This window comes from Rhizomicrobium sp., from assembly GCA_037200385.1.
Taxonomy (GTDB): domain Bacteria; phylum Pseudomonadota; class Alphaproteobacteria; order Micropepsales; family Micropepsaceae; genus Rhizomicrobium.
The window spans coordinates 956,412-971,691 of record JBBCGL010000001.1 but is presented as its reverse complement, the minus strand read 5'-3'; the positions used below and the strand labels follow the sequence as shown (position 1 = coordinate 971,691).

21 protein-coding genes are annotated in these 15,280 nt (G+C 65.4%); 9 read left to right on the top strand and 12 right to left on the bottom strand.

Annotated features, from left to right (window positions below):
* The first annotated feature begins 46 nt into the window (after window positions 1-46).
* Entirely contained in the window at window positions 47-721 is a 675-nt protein-coding gene (locus WDM91_04705; protein MEI9993873.1) for a hypothetical protein, read from the top strand.
* A complete protein-coding gene (locus WDM91_04700; protein MEI9993872.1) occupies window positions 718-1,119 on the top strand; it encodes a GFA family protein in 402 nt (133 codons plus the stop codon). Before WDM91_04705 ends, WDM91_04700 begins: the two co-directional genes overlap by 4 nt.
* Window positions 1,120-1,275: 156 nt before the next feature.
* Here WDM91_04700 and WDM91_04695 read toward each other — a convergent pair whose 3' ends face one another.
* Window positions 1,276-1,632 carry a DUF1428 domain-containing protein gene (locus WDM91_04695; protein MEI9993871.1) on the bottom strand — a complete coding sequence of 119 codons (357 nt, stop codon included), beginning with the start codon at window positions 1,630-1,632 and terminating at the stop codon, window positions 1,276-1,278.
* A gap of 405 nt (window positions 1,633-2,037) precedes the next feature.
* Between WDM91_04695 and WDM91_04690 the strand changes: the two genes are divergently transcribed.
* Entirely contained in the window at window positions 2,038-2,421 is a 384-nt protein-coding gene (locus WDM91_04690; protein ID MEI9993870.1) for a hypothetical protein, read from the top strand.
* On the opposite strand, the gene WDM91_04685 is transcribed toward WDM91_04690, so the two are convergent.
* The 5 genes from WDM91_04685 to WDM91_04665 are packed head-to-tail and all read right to left on the bottom strand — an operon-like array spanning window position 2,422 to window position 5,027.
* On the bottom strand, window positions 2,422-2,661 hold the full coding sequence (locus WDM91_04685) for a hypothetical protein (protein MEI9993869.1): 240 nt from the start codon (window positions 2,659-2,661) through the stop codon (window positions 2,422-2,424).
* A gap of 28 nt (window positions 2,662-2,689) precedes the next feature.
* Complete coding sequence (locus WDM91_04680; GenBank protein MEI9993868.1) at window positions 2,690-2,980, bottom strand: antibiotic biosynthesis monooxygenase; 291 nt, start codon at window positions 2,978-2,980, stop codon at window positions 2,690-2,692.
* Complete coding sequence (locus tag WDM91_04675; protein MEI9993867.1) at window positions 2,977-3,393, bottom strand: HIT domain-containing protein; 417 nt, start codon at window positions 3,391-3,393, stop codon at window positions 2,977-2,979. Before WDM91_04675 ends, WDM91_04680 begins: the two co-directional genes overlap by 4 nt.
* Window positions 3,394-4,569 carry a GNAT family N-acetyltransferase gene (locus WDM91_04670; GenBank protein ID MEI9993866.1) on the bottom strand — a complete coding sequence of 392 codons (1,176 nt, stop codon included), beginning with the start codon at window positions 4,567-4,569 and terminating at the stop codon, window positions 3,394-3,396.
* On the bottom strand, window positions 4,566-5,027 hold the full coding sequence (locus tag WDM91_04665; GenBank protein MEI9993865.1) for a RidA family protein: 462 nt from the start codon (window positions 5,025-5,027) through the stop codon (window positions 4,566-4,568). The genes WDM91_04670 and WDM91_04665 overlap by 4 nt, the downstream gene beginning before the upstream one ends.
* 61 nt (window positions 5,028-5,088) lie before the next feature.
* Here WDM91_04665 and WDM91_04660 point away from each other — a divergent pair, with 61 nt between their 5' ends.
* From WDM91_04660 to WDM91_04650, 3 genes are read left to right on the top strand one after another with little or no spacing between them, the layout of a single operon-like run.
* A complete protein-coding gene (locus WDM91_04660) occupies window positions 5,089-6,135 on the top strand; it encodes an agmatine deiminase family protein (protein MEI9993864.1) in 1,047 nt (348 codons plus the stop codon).
* Window positions 6,132-7,007: an N-carbamoylputrescine amidase gene (gene aguB, locus WDM91_04655; GenBank protein ID MEI9993863.1), complete on the top strand. Its 876-nt coding sequence runs from the start codon at window positions 6,132-6,134 to the stop codon at window positions 7,005-7,007. The genes WDM91_04660 and aguB overlap by 4 nt, the downstream gene beginning before the upstream one ends.
* Window positions 7,004-7,804 carry a DUF1849 family protein gene (locus WDM91_04650; GenBank protein ID MEI9993862.1) on the top strand — a complete coding sequence of 267 codons (801 nt, stop codon included), beginning with the start codon at window positions 7,004-7,006 and terminating at the stop codon, window positions 7,802-7,804. Before aguB ends, WDM91_04650 begins: the two co-directional genes overlap by 4 nt.
* On the opposite strand, the gene WDM91_04645 is transcribed toward WDM91_04650, so the two are convergent.
* The 4 genes from WDM91_04645 to WDM91_04630 are packed head-to-tail and all read right to left on the bottom strand — an operon-like array spanning window position 7,787 to window position 10,873.
* Entirely contained in the window at window positions 7,787-9,058 is a 1,272-nt protein-coding gene (locus WDM91_04645) for a DNA polymerase IV (GenBank protein ID MEI9993861.1), read from the bottom strand. The genes WDM91_04650 and WDM91_04645 overlap by 18 nt on opposite strands.
* The gene (locus WDM91_04640) at window positions 9,055-9,972 is read right to left on the bottom strand and encodes an ROK family protein (GenBank protein ID MEI9993860.1); all 918 of its coding nucleotides are present in this window, start codon (window positions 9,970-9,972) and stop codon (window positions 9,055-9,057) included. The genes WDM91_04645 and WDM91_04640 overlap by 4 nt, the downstream gene beginning before the upstream one ends.
* Window positions 9,969-10,616: a hypothetical protein gene (locus tag WDM91_04635; GenBank protein MEI9993859.1), complete on the bottom strand. Its 648-nt coding sequence runs from the start codon at window positions 10,614-10,616 to the stop codon at window positions 9,969-9,971. Before WDM91_04635 ends, WDM91_04640 begins: the two co-directional genes overlap by 4 nt.
* Complete coding sequence (locus WDM91_04630) at window positions 10,613-10,873, bottom strand: DUF3572 domain-containing protein (GenBank protein ID MEI9993858.1); 261 nt, start codon at window positions 10,871-10,873, stop codon at window positions 10,613-10,615. Before WDM91_04630 ends, WDM91_04635 begins: the two co-directional genes overlap by 4 nt.
* A gap of 114 nt (window positions 10,874-10,987) precedes the next feature.
* Here WDM91_04630 and WDM91_04625 point away from each other — a divergent pair, with 114 nt between their 5' ends.
* Window positions 10,988-11,362 (top strand): response regulator, encoded by a 375-nt coding sequence (locus tag WDM91_04625; GenBank protein ID MEI9993857.1) that lies wholly within the window; start codon window positions 10,988-10,990, stop codon window positions 11,360-11,362.
* A gap of 9 nt (window positions 11,363-11,371) precedes the next feature.
* Window positions 11,372-12,745 carry a PleD family two-component system response regulator gene (locus WDM91_04620; protein ID MEI9993856.1) on the top strand — a complete coding sequence of 458 codons (1,374 nt, stop codon included), beginning with the start codon at window positions 11,372-11,374 and terminating at the stop codon, window positions 12,743-12,745.
* A gap of 15 nt (window positions 12,746-12,760) precedes the next feature.
* Here WDM91_04620 and WDM91_04615 read toward each other — a convergent pair whose 3' ends face one another.
* Complete coding sequence (locus WDM91_04615) at window positions 12,761-13,507, bottom strand: glucose 1-dehydrogenase (protein MEI9993855.1); 747 nt, start codon at window positions 13,505-13,507, stop codon at window positions 12,761-12,763.
* A 112-nt stretch (window positions 13,508-13,619) separates the two neighbouring features.
* On the opposite strand from WDM91_04615, the gene WDM91_04610 reads away from it, so the two are divergent.
* Window positions 13,620-14,525 (top strand): LysR family transcriptional regulator, encoded by a 906-nt coding sequence (locus tag WDM91_04610; protein ID MEI9993854.1) that lies wholly within the window; start codon window positions 13,620-13,622, stop codon window positions 14,523-14,525.
* On the opposite strand, the gene WDM91_04605 is transcribed toward WDM91_04610, so the two are convergent.
* Window positions 14,520-15,272 carry an SDR family NAD(P)-dependent oxidoreductase gene (locus WDM91_04605; GenBank protein MEI9993853.1) on the bottom strand — a complete coding sequence of 251 codons (753 nt, stop codon included), beginning with the start codon at window positions 15,270-15,272 and terminating at the stop codon, window positions 14,520-14,522. The two genes, WDM91_04610 and WDM91_04605, sit on opposite strands and share 6 nt — an antisense overlap.
* Window positions 15,273-15,280: the final 8 nt, after the last annotated feature.

Sequence of the window (15,280 nt, the reverse complement as noted above, 5' to 3'; positions counted from 1 at the left end):
GCAAAATGCTTATCTTTAGCGGGTTGCTCTTCGTGATTTTGCAACCATGCAGAAGAAAAGTCCTCCGCGCGACGCGTTGACAACTTATATCGTAAAGAATGTCGATCGCGAATTGCAAAAACGCGCTTCGCATGAAGGCGTGCCCAAGTCTTTGCTCGCAAGCAAGATGATTCAAGAAGGGCTGAAGTTAGAGCATACAAAGAACGGAAAAATGGCCACCAGGGTGCTCATTCGCCCTGTGGATGGAAAAGAGTCGGAGTTCTATTCGTTTGAAGTCGGTCAACCTTCGACCAAGAAATCAAAAAAACTAGCCGTTCGCAATCGCCAACAGGCGATCTGGTACACACGCTGCCTCATAGCAAGCTTTGAGCCGGTAACTGAATATGATCTGCGCAATCTGCCAAACGAACCTCCTCCGCACCTTTGGGTACGAGACACGGAGTATCTGGACGAAGTCCGTAAGTTGGTGATTGAACTTAGGCAGCTAAATCAGTTGTTGAGTGAGAAGCGGCCAATTGCCGCCAATCAGTCCGCCCGCAGATCAGCCAAGCTTAGGAAACACCTCGATACATTTCTCGCCGGCTACGCAAGCACGCTTGGCGATGCGGCAGCTTACGCTACAATGGGTTTGATCGCCTGCCTTATGTATCAGCTGGGTGCCAGTAACAATTTTTTGGCCAAAGTATTTCAGCACCTGAACATCCCAGGCGGCAGACCGTGATCACCGGCGGTTGCCTCTGCGGCCAGCTCCGCTATGAAGCGAGCGCGCCGCCCCAATACGCCGGCTATTGCTTCTGCAAAGACTGCCGCAAGGCGTCAGGCTCTGGCTTCATCGCCTTCATGGGCTTTCCGGCGAGCGTGCTGCGCTTCACCGGCGACGCCGTCACCCACACGATGACCCAGAGCGACGGCCGCAAATCCGAGAGAAATTTCTGCCCGCAGTGCGGCGGGCTTGTTTATGGCGGCGTCCGCGGCGAGTCGGAACAGCACACCGTCTATGCCGGCTCGCTCGACGACCCGTCGCACTTCCGTCCGACCATGGCGATCTTCGCCAGCCAGCGCCCCCATTGGGTACCATTGCCCGATGGCCTCACGGTTTTCGAAACGATGCCGGGATAGTGGGATTTTGCATGGAACTGAATCGTCATCGCCGGGCTTGTCCCGGCGACCCATGAACACCCATGCGGCGCGGGTGTTCCTGGGTGCCGGCACAAGGCCGGGCATGACGGTTGCGGGTGATCGGTCAAAATCCAAAAGCCGCTGCCGGCACCAAGCTCAGTCCCGGCCCATCGAGAACACCGGCGCGAAGCAGCCGGCGATCAGGCGCCTGGCATCGAAGGGCGGTTCGCCCGCTGTGTCGAGAACACCGTCTTCATGCATCTTGTCCTCGGCAGCGTAGAAGCTCGCCTTATCGGGCCAGACCTGCCAAGTGAACACGATCTTCTCGCCGGGCTTCGCGGCGACCGCGCGGCGGAAATCCGTCTGTTTGCCGTCGGGCACGTTGTCTTCCCAGGATTCGACGACCTCCAGGCATCCGTAGCTCTTGAAGATCTGCGCGCTCATTTCGGCCCATTTGCGATAGGCCTCCGCGTTTTCCTCCGGCACAGGGATGACAAGGCCCGCGACATACATGGCTCCGCTCCTTCGGCTGACACGCGCACCGGCCAAGCGTAGGGGTGCGGCTGCGCCCGTGTCCACGCCCTTCGGGCAACCATGGCACGGCTCCAGGGTCTTTCGTTCAAACCGCAGAATTATTTTCGCGCAACAAAATATCGTCTTCGCGGCGCGACACCCGGATTTATCCACGCGCCGCCTTCCACGAAAAATGCCCGGAATCCCTGCGGTTCGGGTTCGCCAGCCGAGGATAACTCCGTATACGGAATTATTTTCGAATGGGTCTTGAACCGAGTCGGTCGAACACCCATTTCCACCATGTCCTCACAATTGCATCTCGGCCGGCGCGAAGGCGCGAACCGTCTTCCGGTCCGTCGCCTGTGCCGTCTAGACTTGGCGCTGCTCGCAGAAGAGGAATTCCGCATGATCGATCATCAGGCCTCCATCGATGCCGCCCAGAAGGTGCTCGACGACTTCATGGCGGCATTCAATGCGCGTGACATCCCTGCCTTCGAGGCGACGTTCAATTTTCCTTCGGTGCGGCTGGCGTCGAACACACTGGTGACCCTGAACAAGGGCGACATGACGCCCGAGCGCTTCACCACCGGCGCTCTGGCCGAGTGGGACCACTCCGCCTGGGAACGGCGCGCCGTGATCCATGCCGGTCCCGACAAGGTCCATATCGACACGCGCTTCACGCGCTACGCCAGGGACGGCAGCGTGATCGGCGGTTTCGATTCGATCTACGTCGTCACCTGCGAGAACGGTCATTGGGGCGTGAAGGCGCGATCCAGCTTCGCGCCGTGATCAGCGCCGCTGCGCGTCCGCGATCCAGCGGGCGCGGCGATCGTCGCGGGCATTGTTGATCGTTAGGACGGCATGGGTGAAAGCCAGCAGCCAGAGCAGGAAGCCGGCATGGAAGAAGATGATCGACGCCCAGCACAGGATCGAGAACAGATACAACATCAGGTTGAACACCGCCGAAATCGGCTTGCCCGTGAGGAGCAGGGCCAGCGGCGAACAGAAGATCGCGACCAGATAGACCATGGGCTCGATATAGGAACCCCGCGGGCGCCTACAAGGGCCGGCCGTAATGCTGCACGGCCGGGAAGGCTTCGTAGAAGCCATGCAGCGCCTCGCGCCAGGGGCCGTAGCGCTCCGACTGCCGGAATCCGACCGTATGGGCCTCGAGCGAGCCCCACCAGACCAGCAGGAGATAGCGGTCCTTGCTCTCGACGCAGGGGCGGACCTCCATTTTCTGGAAGCCTTCGGTCGCCTCGATCAGGGGGCGCGCCTTGGCCAGCGCCGCCTCGAAGGCGGCGGATTGGCCCTTCTTCACGTTCAGGACGGCGTGTTCGAGGATCATAGCGCAGCCCGGATCTTCTCGGCGATCGGCACGAGCGTCTTGGCATCGACCATCTTGCGGCCATGGAAATTCATATCGAGGCCGCTGTCGCGCGGCAGGATGTGGAAATGCAGGTGCGGCACCGACTGGCCGGCCGCCTTGTCGTTCAACTGCACGAGCATGATGCCCGGAACGCCGAACGCGGCCTTCACCGCCGCGGCGACTTTCTGGGTCGTCCGGATGGTCGCGGCAACGCCGTCGGGCGAACAGTCGAACAGCGTTTCACAGGGCTCCTTGGGGATCACCAGCGTGTGGCCCGGCGTGGCCGGCGCGATGTCCATGAAGGCGAGCGTCAGATCGTCTTCGAAAACCGCGACCTTGGGCAACGCGCCGCGCAGGATCTTCGCGAAGATGTTGTCGGGATCATAGGCCATTCATGCGTCCTCCGGTGACGTCTTGCGGAACGGGCCGTGCTCGGCCAGTTCCTCGATATGCTCGGCGATGGCGGCGCGTTCCTGTTCCAGATAGGCATCGACCGCGCGCCGCAGGCCCTCATGCGCGATATAGTGTGCGCTGTAGGTCGTGGCCGGCATGTAGCCGCGCAGCAGCTTGTGCTCGCCTTGCGCCCCCGCTTCCACCTTTTTGAGGCCGTGCTGGATCGCGTAGTCGATCGCCTGGTAGTAACAGGTCTCGAAATGCAGGAAGGGGACGAACTCCGTACAGCCCCAGTTGCGGCCATAGAGAACGCCGCCGCCGGCGAAATTCAGCGCACCGGCGATGTGGCGGCCGTTGCGCCTGGCGAGGATCAGGACGATCTGCTCCGCCATCGTGGCGCTGACGCGGCTGAAGAACTCGCGGGTGAGATAGGGCTGGCCCCATTTGCGGCCGCCGGTGTCCATGTAGAATTCGAAGAATGTGTCCCAATGCGCTTCGGTGAGGTCGCTGCCCGAGAGCCAGTCGAAGGTCACGCCGGCGTCCCGGACGGCGGCGCGTTCCTTGCGCAGGTTCTTGCGCTTGGACGAGGAGAGCTCGGCGAGGAAGTGATCGAAGCTCGCATAGCCGCGGTTCTCCCAGTGGAATTGCTGGTCGGTCCGCTGCAGAAAGCCGATCGCGCCGGCGGCCTTCCATTCCTCCTCCGTCAGGAAGGTGATGTGCAGCGACGATGCCTGGAGCTGTTTCACGGCCGTCGCGCCGGTCGCCAGCAGGGCTTCGCGGGTGGCGGCGATGTCCGCGCCCGCCGCGACGAGCAGGCGCCGGCCGGTCGCGGGCGTGAAGGGTACCGCGGCCTGCAGCTTCGGATAGTAGTCGCCGCCGGCGCGCTCCAGCGCGTCGGCCCAGGAGTGGTCGAAGACGTATTCGCCCTGGCTGTGGTTTTTCAGGTAGGTCGGCAGCAGGCCGATAATGCTGCCGTCCCGTTCGATGACGATGTGCACCGGCCGCCAGCCGGTACGCGCGGTGGCGGAGCCGCTCTCCTCGCAGGCGGCGAAGAACTCATAGCGTGTGAAAGGATGCGGATCGGCCGTGCCCTCCGGATTGGCGCACGCGTTCCATGCTTCGGCGCCGATCTCGGCTGCACGTCCGGCGATGCGGGCTGTGAAATCTCCTTTCACGCGATCTCGATCACCGCTTCCACTTCGGTCGCAACACCGCGCGGCAGGGAGCCGACGCCGACCGCCGCGCGGGCGTGCTTGCCGGCCTCGCCGAAGACCTCCACAAAGAGGTCGGACGCGCCATTGGCGACTTCCGGGTGCTGGGTGAAACCCGGCGCGGCATTGACGAAGACACCGAGCTTCACCACCCGCTTCACGCGATCGAGATCGCCGTTGCAGGCCGCTTTGAGCTGGGCGATGACGTTGATGGCGCAGAGCCGTGCCGCCGCCTGGCCGTCCGCCAGGGCGATATCGGCGCCGACCGTACCGACATATTTGAGGCCGTCGGCCGTCAGGGTGATCTGGCCGGAGATGGTGACCAGATTTCCGCTCACCACATAGGGCACATAGCTCGCGATAGGCACGGGCGGCGTGGGAAGCGTGATGTCCAGTTCCTTCAGGCGATTTTCGATTCGCATGGATGCATCCTTGGTTCGCAAAAGATTATCGCGGGCTGGGCGGCCGCGCTATAAGCGAAGCATGACGAAACGCCTGGACGCCGACGATCCCTGTCCCGCGCGCGACGGCTATGCGATGCCGGCCGAGTGGGCGACACATAAGCGCACCTGGATGTGCTGGCCATGCCGCATCGAGGCCTGGGGCGGTCCCGAGGGGCTGCTGCGCGCCAAGCAGGCTTATGCGCGGGTCGCACGGGCGATCTCGTCCTTCGAGCCGGTGACCATCGCGGCCCGGCCGCCGGACGCGGCGGAGGCGAAGCTCGCCACCGCCGGCAAGGCCGGGATATTCGAGGTTCCGCTGGACGATTCCTGGGCCCGCGACCAGGGTCCGACCTTCGTCATCGGAGCGGACGGTGCACGGGCGGCGGTGCAATGGGAATTCAATGCCTGGGGCAACAAATATCATCCGTGGTCGGAGGATGCACAGCTTGCGACCCGGATCGGGAAACATGCCGGCCTGCCGATCTACGACGCGCCGCTGGTTTGCGAGGGCGGCGCGATCCACAGCGACGGGCAGGGGACGCTGATCACCACCGAGCAATGCCTGCTCAATCCCAACCGCAATCCGCATCTGAGCCGCCAGCAGGTCGAGGAGCGGCTGGCGCTGTTCACCGGCGCGCGGCGGGTGATCTGGCTGGGCGAGGGTTTCTCCGACGACGAGACCGATGGGCATGTCGATAACATCGCCTGTTTCGCAGCGCCGGGGCGGGTCCTGGTCGGCGTGCCGGCCTCGCGCGGCCATCCCGATTTCGAGCCTGTGATGGAAGCGATCCGGCGGCTCTCCAAGACGCACGATGCCGAAGGCCGCCAGATCGAGGTCGTCGAGATCGAACAGCCGCTGCGCGCCGGCGCCGATTGGCGCGGGCGGTTGCGGCAGGCGAGCTATGTCAACTTCTACCTCGCCAATGGCGGGCTGGTCATGCCGGGCTTCGACGATCCCAATGACGAGAAGGCACGGAGCGTTCTCGCCGACTGCTTCGCCGGTCGCGACATCCTCCAGATACAGGCACTCGACATCGTCGAAGGCGGCGGCGGCATCCATTGCATCACCCAACAGGAACCGGAATGAGACAGGTCACCTTCGCGGCGACGCAATTCGCCTGCTCCTGGGACAAGCATGCGAATGTCGCGAAGGCGAAGGAACTCGTTCGCGATGCGGCAGGGCGCGGCGCGAATGCGATCCTGATCCAGGAACTGTTCGAGACGCCCTACTTCTGCCAGGACCAGTCGGCGGAATACTACGAACACGCTTCGCCGTTCGAAGGGAACAGGCTCATCGCCGAGATGTCGGAACTTGCGAAGACGCTCCGCGTCGTTTTGCCCATCAGTTTTTTCGAACGCGCGGGCCATACACACTTCAACTCCCTTGCCATGATCGATGCAGACGGTACCGTGATGGGGCTGTATCGGAAGTCGCATATCCCCGATGGGCCGGGCTATCAGGAGAAGTTCTACTTCACGCCGGGTGATACCGGTTTCAAGGTCTGGCGCACGCGCCTGGGAACTTTCGGTTCCGGAATCTGCTGGGACCAATGGTTTCCCGAAAGCGCGCGCGCGATGGCGCTGATGGGTGCCGAGGCGCTGTTCTATCCGACCGCGATCGGAAGCGAACCGCCACCGGCACCGCCCGTCGACAGCCGCGATCACTGGCGGCGCGTGATGCAGGGACATGCGGCGGCGAACTACATGCCGCTGATCGCTTCGAACCGGATCGGGACGGAGCAGGGCAAGGCGGGCGAGATTGCGTTCTACGGCTCTTCCTTCATCGCCGGTCCGACCGGCGCAATCGAGGCGGAGCTGGACAGAACGGGCGAAGGCGTGGCGACCGCATCTTTCGATCTCGACGAGATCGCGAAGGCGCGAGCGTCCTGGGGGCTGTTCCGCGACCGGCGGCCGGACTTGTACGGACCTCTGGTCAGTCATGACGGAGTGCACAGGTGAAGCAGATCCTGGTTCTGGCCGCGGCGCTGTCGCTGACGGTCTGTGTCGCGACGGCCGGACCGGTCGCTCTCGTCTCGCATCGCGCGCAATATGATGTGACGCTGGCTTCGACCCACCCCGGCGGCGTGGTGGCCGCGCGGGGCCGCACCGTTCTCGAATTCCGCGACGTCTGCACCGGCTGGACCACGACGCAGCGCTTCATCGCCGACATGACGGACGGAAAGGGCAGCGACGTCCACAGCGACTTCGTGGTGTCGTCGAGCGAGGACAAGGTCGGCAAGCTCATCCGCTTCAAGATCCACAACGTGGTCAACGGCCGCACGACGCAGCGCTTCGAAGGCGCCGGGATGCTGGCGTCGGCGGGCGGCGAGGTGAAGCTCACCGCGCCGCGCGGCCAGCATTTCGCCCTGCCGACCGGGACGTTGCTGCCGACGCAGCACACGCTGGCGGTCCTCCGCGCCGCGGCGGCCGGCGTGGATTCGTTCCACCAGACCGTGTTCAACGGCGGCGACAGCCACGACCTCTACGACACCTCGACGGTGATCGGGCGGCCACTGCCGTTGGCGAAGCTGGCCGACGACCGCAAGGTGGACTCGCAGGGATTGCTGGCGGGGCTGCGGGCCTGGCCGACCTTGATCAGCTATTTCCCGCACGACTCGGCCGACGAGCGGGCGGATTACGAAGTCGCGTACCGGCTGTATGCCAATGGCGTGATCGCGTCGATGACGCTGATCTACCCGAATTTCACGATGAAGGCCGAACTCGTGAAGCTCGAGAAGCTACCGTCGCACTGTTGAACGCGTTGCGCGGCCCTTGATCACCGCATCGCCGCCGAATTTGGCGCGCACCTTGTCCATCGCACGCTCCGCCGCGGCGCGTTTGCTCGACCCGTCGTCCACGAGATCGGCGGGATCGCAATCCGTATCGGGGCCGATCTGGCTGATGCCGACGCCCAGGAGGCGGAAGGCCGTGCCGTCGGCCTCGCGGCGCAAGGCTTCACGCGCGGTGCGGAAGATGCGGTCCGCGAGCTGGGTGGGCGACTCGAGCGAGATGCTGCGCGTGCGGGTCTTGAAACCCGCGGTCTTGAGTTTCAGCACGACAGTCCGTCCGCCATGGCCGCCGGCTTTGGCACGGGCACTGACGCGCTCGGCCTGACGCCAGAGGACGGCTTCGAGCTCTTCGAATTTGCTGATGTTGGTGTCGAAGGTGGTCTCCGACGAGATGCTCTTGAGCTCGCCTTCGGGATCGACCTTGCGGCTGTCCCGGGCATGGGCAAGCCGGTGCAGCCACAATCCCGTATTGCCGTAGCGCCGTGCCAGGTCCTTGATCTCCATATCCTGCAGTTGGCCGATATGGGTGATGCCATCCCTTGCCAGGCGTGCCTGCAGTGCGGCGCCCGCGCCGCGGATGGTGCCGACCGGCTTGTCGCGCAGGAACGTCAGGGCCTCGGCTTCGCCGATCACCGCAAAGCCGCGGGGCTTGTCGATCTCGCTGGCGAGTTTGGCGAGGAATTTGTTGAAGCTGAGCCCGATGGAGACGGCGATGCCGACCTCGGCCTCGATGCGCCTGGCGAGCCGTGCCATGAGCTTGGCCGGGCTGAGGCCGTGGAGCATCGCGGTGCCCGAGAGATCGAGGAACGCCTCGTCGAGCGAGAGCGGTTCGACCTGCGGCGTCAACTCCAGCATCATGGCGCGGATGGTCTTGGCGGCCGCGGTGTATTTCGCGAAGTTCGGCTTGATGACCACCGCGTTCGGGCAAAGCTGCATCGCCTTGAACATCGGCATGGCCGAGCGCACGCCGTCGATGCGCGCGACATAGCAGGCCGTGGAGACCACGCCGCGGCGCGAACTGCCGCCGACGATCACCGGCTTGTCGCGCAGCTCGGGGTTGTCGCGCTTTTCGATCGCCGCATAGAATGCGTCGCAATCCATATGCGCGATCGACAGCGTGTCGAGCTCGGCATGCGCGAGCACGCGCAGGCTGCCGCATGCCTTGCACCGCCTCGCGCCGGGCGGCGCGTCGGTCAGGCAGTCGCGGCAGAAGGCGATCATGTCCGGTCGGCGGCCTCGGCTTCGCTCCACAGCCAGGCGGCGCCGCGCACGCCGCTGGAATCGCCATGGCGGTTCTTGACGATGCGGGGCGGAGTCTCGGGCGTGAAGGCATAGGCTTCGACGCGCGCGGGAAGCTCCGTATACAGCGTATCGACGTTCGACAACCCGCCGCCCAGCACGATGGCGTCGGGATCGAGGACGTTGACGATCGAGGCCAGCGCCCGCGCAAAACGGTCGTAGAAGTCCGCCATCACGGCCGCCGCGAGGACGTTGCCGGCGCCCGCCGCGGCGGCGATCTCATGGCCCTTGCGCTCTTGTCCGCTCCGGCGCCGGAAGTCGGCGGCAAGGCCGGTCCCGCTGATCCAGGCCTCGATGCAGCCGGTGCGGCCGCAATAGCAGGATGGCGCCAGCGCGATTTCCTCGGGGCGCGGCGCAGGCAGGGGATTGTGGCCCCATTCGCCCGCGATACCATGCGCACCACCCAGCACCCTGCGGCGGACGCTGATCCCGCCGCCGCAGCCGGTACCGACGATCACGCCGAACACGACATCGGCGCCCGCGCCGGCGCCGTCGCTGGCCTCGGACAGCGCGAAGCAATTGGCATCGTTGGCGACGCGCACCGGCCGGCCCAGCGCCTTTTCGAGGTCCTTGTCGAGCGGGTGGCCGATCAGGCGGGTCGAGTTGGCGTTCTTCACCAGGCCCGTCCGCGTGCTGATGGTGCCGGGAATAGCGACGCCGACCGTGCCGCGCTTGCCGGTCTGACGCTCAGCCTCCACGATCAGTCCGCGGATCGCCCCGATCGTGTCCTCATAGGCCGATTGCGGCGTGTGGACGCGCTCGCGCAGGATCTCGCGGCTGCCGTCGAGCGCGACGACTTCGATCTTGGTGCCGCCCAGATCAATGCCGAACCTCATAAACCCGCCTCGTTCAGTTTGTCCGTGATGTAGCGCCCGGCCTCGGACCAGGTCTCGGCGCGCAGATGCGCGTGTGAAGCAGGCGGCAGCAAAGGTTTCAAGCGGTCGTCGCCGATCAAATGAATCCGCCAGACGTCCGGCGCGGCCTCGGCTGCCGAGGCCAGGTTCTGCGGGATGTCGTCGATGAAAAAGGCGGGCCGGCCGGCGCGGGCCGCAAGCGCCTTGATCGCCGGTCCCTTAGGGCCGCTGTTCGCCACCAGCGGCAGGTCCAGGCCGAGCGTCGCCAGGTTGCGCAGGCGCGCTCCGGCCTGGGCGGGCGCGATGTTGGTCAGGACGACGATGTCGAGCCGCTCCCGCAGCGCCGACAGCGCGTCATAGGCGCCCTCGACCGCCTCCAGCGAGTCCAGGTCGCGGCGGAACTCGTCCAGCAGGGCGGTGACCTCGACGTCGAGAATCGGCTGGTTGTCGGCCTGACGCTTCACATTGCCGTGCAGCCGGTAGCTGGTCAGGTCGAGGAACAGGCCCCCGGCACGTAGAAATCTGTCGAGTCCGTCGACGAAGCGCAGGATCACCTCGTCGGCATCGACGATCAACAGGGGGCGGCCGGGTGTCAGCCGGGCGATTGCGGCACCGAGATCGCTCATGCGCCGCCCAGGACGTGGCGGGCCAGGTGGATTTGCCGCGGATCGAGCGATTCCGCGCCACAGAAGCCGACCAGAAGGTCCTCATCGGCCAGCAGAAAGTCCAATATCGATGCCAACATGTCGGAATCGCCGGCGCGTTTGCGCAAGGCGCCCAGATCCAGGCCCGATTGTTCCATCAGCCGCTCCAGGGCGCCGTCGGAATCGGCGATGAATCCCAGTGCTTTGAGGGCCAGTGTCTGGGCGATCTGTGGCTTCATGCTATTTGGCATCGTCAAGCTGGCGTTAAGAGTTCGGGCCTAATACTAACCATCGCTCGGCAGAACCGTTAAGGGGACGGCGCGGGGCTTATGCTGACTGCGGAGAGCCACTTCATGGACGCCAAGACCAAGACCGTGCTGATCGTCGAGGATAACGAGCTCAACATGAAGCTCTTCCACGATCTGCTCGACGCCCATGGCTACAACATCCTGCAGACCAAGGATGGCATGGAGGCACTCGACATCGCGCGCGAGCATCGCCCCGACCTGATCCTCATGGATATCCAGTTGCCCGAAGTCTCGGGGCTGGAAGTGACCAAATGGCTCAAGGAAGACGATTCCCTCAAGTCGATCCCCGTGGTGGCCGTCACGGCCTTCGCCATGAAGGGCGACGAGGAAGTCATCCGCCAGGGCGGCTGCGAGGCTTATATCTCCAAGCCGATCTCGGTGACGAGCTTCCTGGACACGGTCCGTCGGTTCATCGGGTAGGCACGAGCCATGACGGCGCGCGTACTTGTCGTCGACGATATCCTCTCCAACGTCAAGCTTCTCGAAGCGAAGCTGACGGCGGAATACTTCGAGGTCGTCAGCGCCTTCAACGGACTGGAGTGCCTCGCCAAGATCGACGAGGCGGCGCCGGACATCGTCCTGCTCGACGTCATGATGCCGGGCATGGACGGATTCGAGGTCTGCCGCCGCATCAAGAACAATCCCAAGACGGCGCATATACCGGTCGTGATGGTGACGGCGCTGGACCAGCCCAGCGACCGCGTCGCCGGGCTCGATGCCGGGGCCGACGATTTCCTCACCAAGCCGGTCGACGACGCGGCGCTGTTCGCCCGGGTGCGCAGCCTGGTCCGCCTCAAGATGATGACCGACGAGTTGCGCATGCGCGAGACCACCGGTCAGACCATGGGCCTGATCGATCCTGCGACCACGCTGATGGACGCCAACCCGACGGGCCGCATCCTGATCATCGAGGACCGGCCCGAATCCGTGGCTTGGTTCGCCACGGCCTTGCAGCCGGGCCACGAAGTCGCCTCGGTCGACACGTTCGAGGAAGCGCTGGTCCGGGTCCGCGGCGGCGATTACGACCTGATCGTGGTCAGCCTGGGTATGCGCGGCTTCGACGGGCTGCGCCTGTGCTCGCAGCTTCGTTCGCTCCCCGAAGGCCGCAACGTGCCGATCCTGGTCGTCGTCACCGATGGCGACCGGCGCAAGCTGAACCAGGCGCTCGAGATGGGCGTCAACGACTATCTGACGCGGCCCGTCGACAAGAACGAGCTGGTGGCGCGGGTGCGCACCCAGTTGCGCAAGAAGCGCTATGCCGACCGGCTGCGCCACAATGTGCAGCTGAGCCTCGAAATGGCGATCACCGACCAGCTCACCGGCCTGCACAATCGCCGCTACATGGCGCGGCATCTCGACAACCTCGTCGCCTCGGCGGGGCGCAACGGCAAGCCGCTCGCCTTCCTCATCCTCGACATCGACCACTTCAAGCAGGTCAATGACGGGCATGGCCACGACATCGGCGACGAGGTTCTCAAGGAGTTCGCCAACCGGATCTCCGCCAACGTCCGCGGCATCGATCTCGCCTGCCGCTATGGCGGCGAGGAGTTCGTGGTCGTGATGCCCGACACCGACATGGGCCTCGCCTATTCGATCGCCGAGCGCCTGCGCAAGAGCATCGAGACCACGCCGATCGCGATCTCCCGCGCGCCGACAAGGCTCAATATCACGATCTCCATCGGCATCGCGGGCAGCAAGGGCGCGGACGACAGCGCCGACGCGCTGCTGCACCGCGCCGACCAGGCGCTCTACAGCGCCAAGCGCAGCGGCCGCAACCGCGTCGTGACGGCGGCTGCGGCCTGAGCGTCCCCGCGCGGTTCAGCCTGCCGTCTTGCCGCCGTCGACCGTGATGACCTGGCCGGTCATGAACGACGCGGCGTCGGAGGCGGCGAACAGGATCGCCTGGGCGATCTCGTCCGGATGGCCGGCGCGCTTGAGCGGCACGGTGGCGACAAGCCCGGCCTTCACCGCGTCGCTGCCCGCGAAGCGGTTCAGCATGCCGGTCTCGATCGGGCCGGGCGCCACGGCGTTGACGCGGACATTGGCGGGGGCGCCTTCCAGCGCCGCCGATTGCGTCAGGCCGACGACGGCATGCTTGCTCGCCGCATAGACGGACGCGCCGGCGCCGCCGAACTGCCCGAAGGTGGAGGAGATGTTCACGATGGCGCCCCGCTTCTGCGCCAGCATGAGCCGCATCTCGTGCTTCAGGCTGAGCAGCGTGCCGAGCACGTTGGTGTCGAACACCGCGGCATAGGTTTCCGCGGTCTGCTCGGTGACGGGCCCGGGCGTGCCCTCGGTGCCGGCATTGTTCACCGCGACGTCGAGGCGGCCGAAGCGCTTCACCGTTTCTTCGACAAGACGGCGAACGTCCTCGTCATGGCGGACATCGGCCGGGACGAAGAGCGCCTGGGTGCCCAAGTCCTCGATTTCCTTCGCCAGTGCGGCGCCGGCGTCCGCGCGACGCCCCGAGACGACGACCTGGGCGCCGTTGCGCGCGAAGGCGAGGGCGGTGGCGCGGCCGATGCCGGTGAGGGCGCCCGTGACCAGTACGACTTGCTTGCTCATCTGAGTTCTCCTTCATGGGCGGCCCGTGCCGCCGCTGATGGGAAGATGCGAATTGGCTGGCCAATAGACCAAGACTTTGTATGCTCCAGCCATACCTTTCAGGCATGGATTCATGGAGCTTCGCCATCTACGCTATTTCATTGCAGTCGCCGAAGAGGGCAGCCTGACGCTGGCCGCCGAAAAGCGGTTGCACACGGCGCAGCCGTCGCTGAGCCGGCAGATCCGGGACCTGGAGCGCGACGTCGGCGCCAAGTTGCTGATCCGCCGCGCCCGCGGCATCGAGCTGACGGAGGCGGGGCAGGTGTTCCTCGATCATGCCCGGCTCTGCCTGGCGCAGGTCGAGGCTGCGGGCGACGCGGCGCGGCGGGCGACGCAATCGGACCGGCCGGCCTTCGTCCTGGGCATGCTCACCGGATACGAGATGGAGTGGCTGCCGGCGGCCCTTCGCATCCTGCGCGACGAGTTGCCGAACATCGAAGTCACGCTCGCCAGCCAGTCCTCGCCGGAGCTGGCCGGTGCGCTGCTGCGTGGGAAGGTGGATGTCGCTTTCCTTCGGCGCGAACAGGCGCCGGGTCTGGTCTATAGGCTGCTGGACCGCCAGCCGATCGTCGCGGTATTGCCGCGCGGGCACCGCCTGGCGGAGCATAAGACGATCCGGCTGGCGGATATGGCGGGCGAGACCTATATCAGCCCGACCAAGGCCGCTCCGGTCCTCAAAGTGCTGCTTGCGAAGCATGCCGCAAGCAACGGCGTCCGCCTCACGGCTGCGCACGAGGCCGAGAATCTCACCATGGCGATCTCGCTGGTGGTGTCGACGGGCGGCGTGAGCCTGCTGCCGCTCTATGCGCAGAACCTCCTGCCGCCGTCGGTGGTGTGGCGGCCGCTGGAGAAGGCACCGGCGATCGATCTCGTCATGGGCTACAGCAGGTCCAACACCTCGGCTCTGCTGAAGCGCTTCATCGCAAGAGCTGACGAGATGATCGCGCGGGCCCGGCCGGCGCGGCAGGCCGCATCATAGCGCCTGTCCGTCGTCCACCGTCAGCAGCGAGCCGGTGATCGCGCGGCTGGCGTCCGAAGCCAGCAGCAGGAGCAACCCGTCGAGATCGGTTTCCCGGGCCAGCCGCTTGCGCGGGAAGCCGTCGATCTGCTTCTTGCCTTTCTCGCTCGCGAACCATTCGTCGTTGAGCTCGGTCTCGATGAAGCCGGGGCACAGCGCGTTGACGGCGATCCCCTTGCGGGCCCATTCGCGCGCCAGGCATTGCGTCATCATCGCGAGGCCCGCCTTGGAGATGCAGTAGGGCGTCGTGCCGGGCAGAACGCGATAGGCGCCGATGCTCGCGATGTTGATGATGCGACCCTCGCGCCCGGCCGCGATCAGGCGGCGGCCGACCTCGGTCGCCAGCAGGAACGGCGCCCGAAGATTGGTCGCCATCACCTTGTCGAAATCGGCGGCGGAGATGTCGGCAGCAAGGCCGAGCACGCTGAGGCCGGCATTGTTCACCAGGATGTCCACCGGACCCAGCGCGGCCTCCGCCGCGTCCAGCGCCGGGGCGATGGCGGCCGCATCGGTCACGTCGAGCGCGACGGCGGTCGCCTTGCCGCCGGCGGCTTCGATCTCGGCCTTGACCGCTTCGAGGCGCTCCAGGCGGCGGGCGCAGAGCGCGACGGCAGCGCCGGCGCCGGCCAGGACTCGGGCGAAGTGGCGGCCGAGGCCGCTGCTGGCGCCGGTGACGAAGGCGACGCGTCCGGTGAGGTCGTAGCTCATGTTCCTGT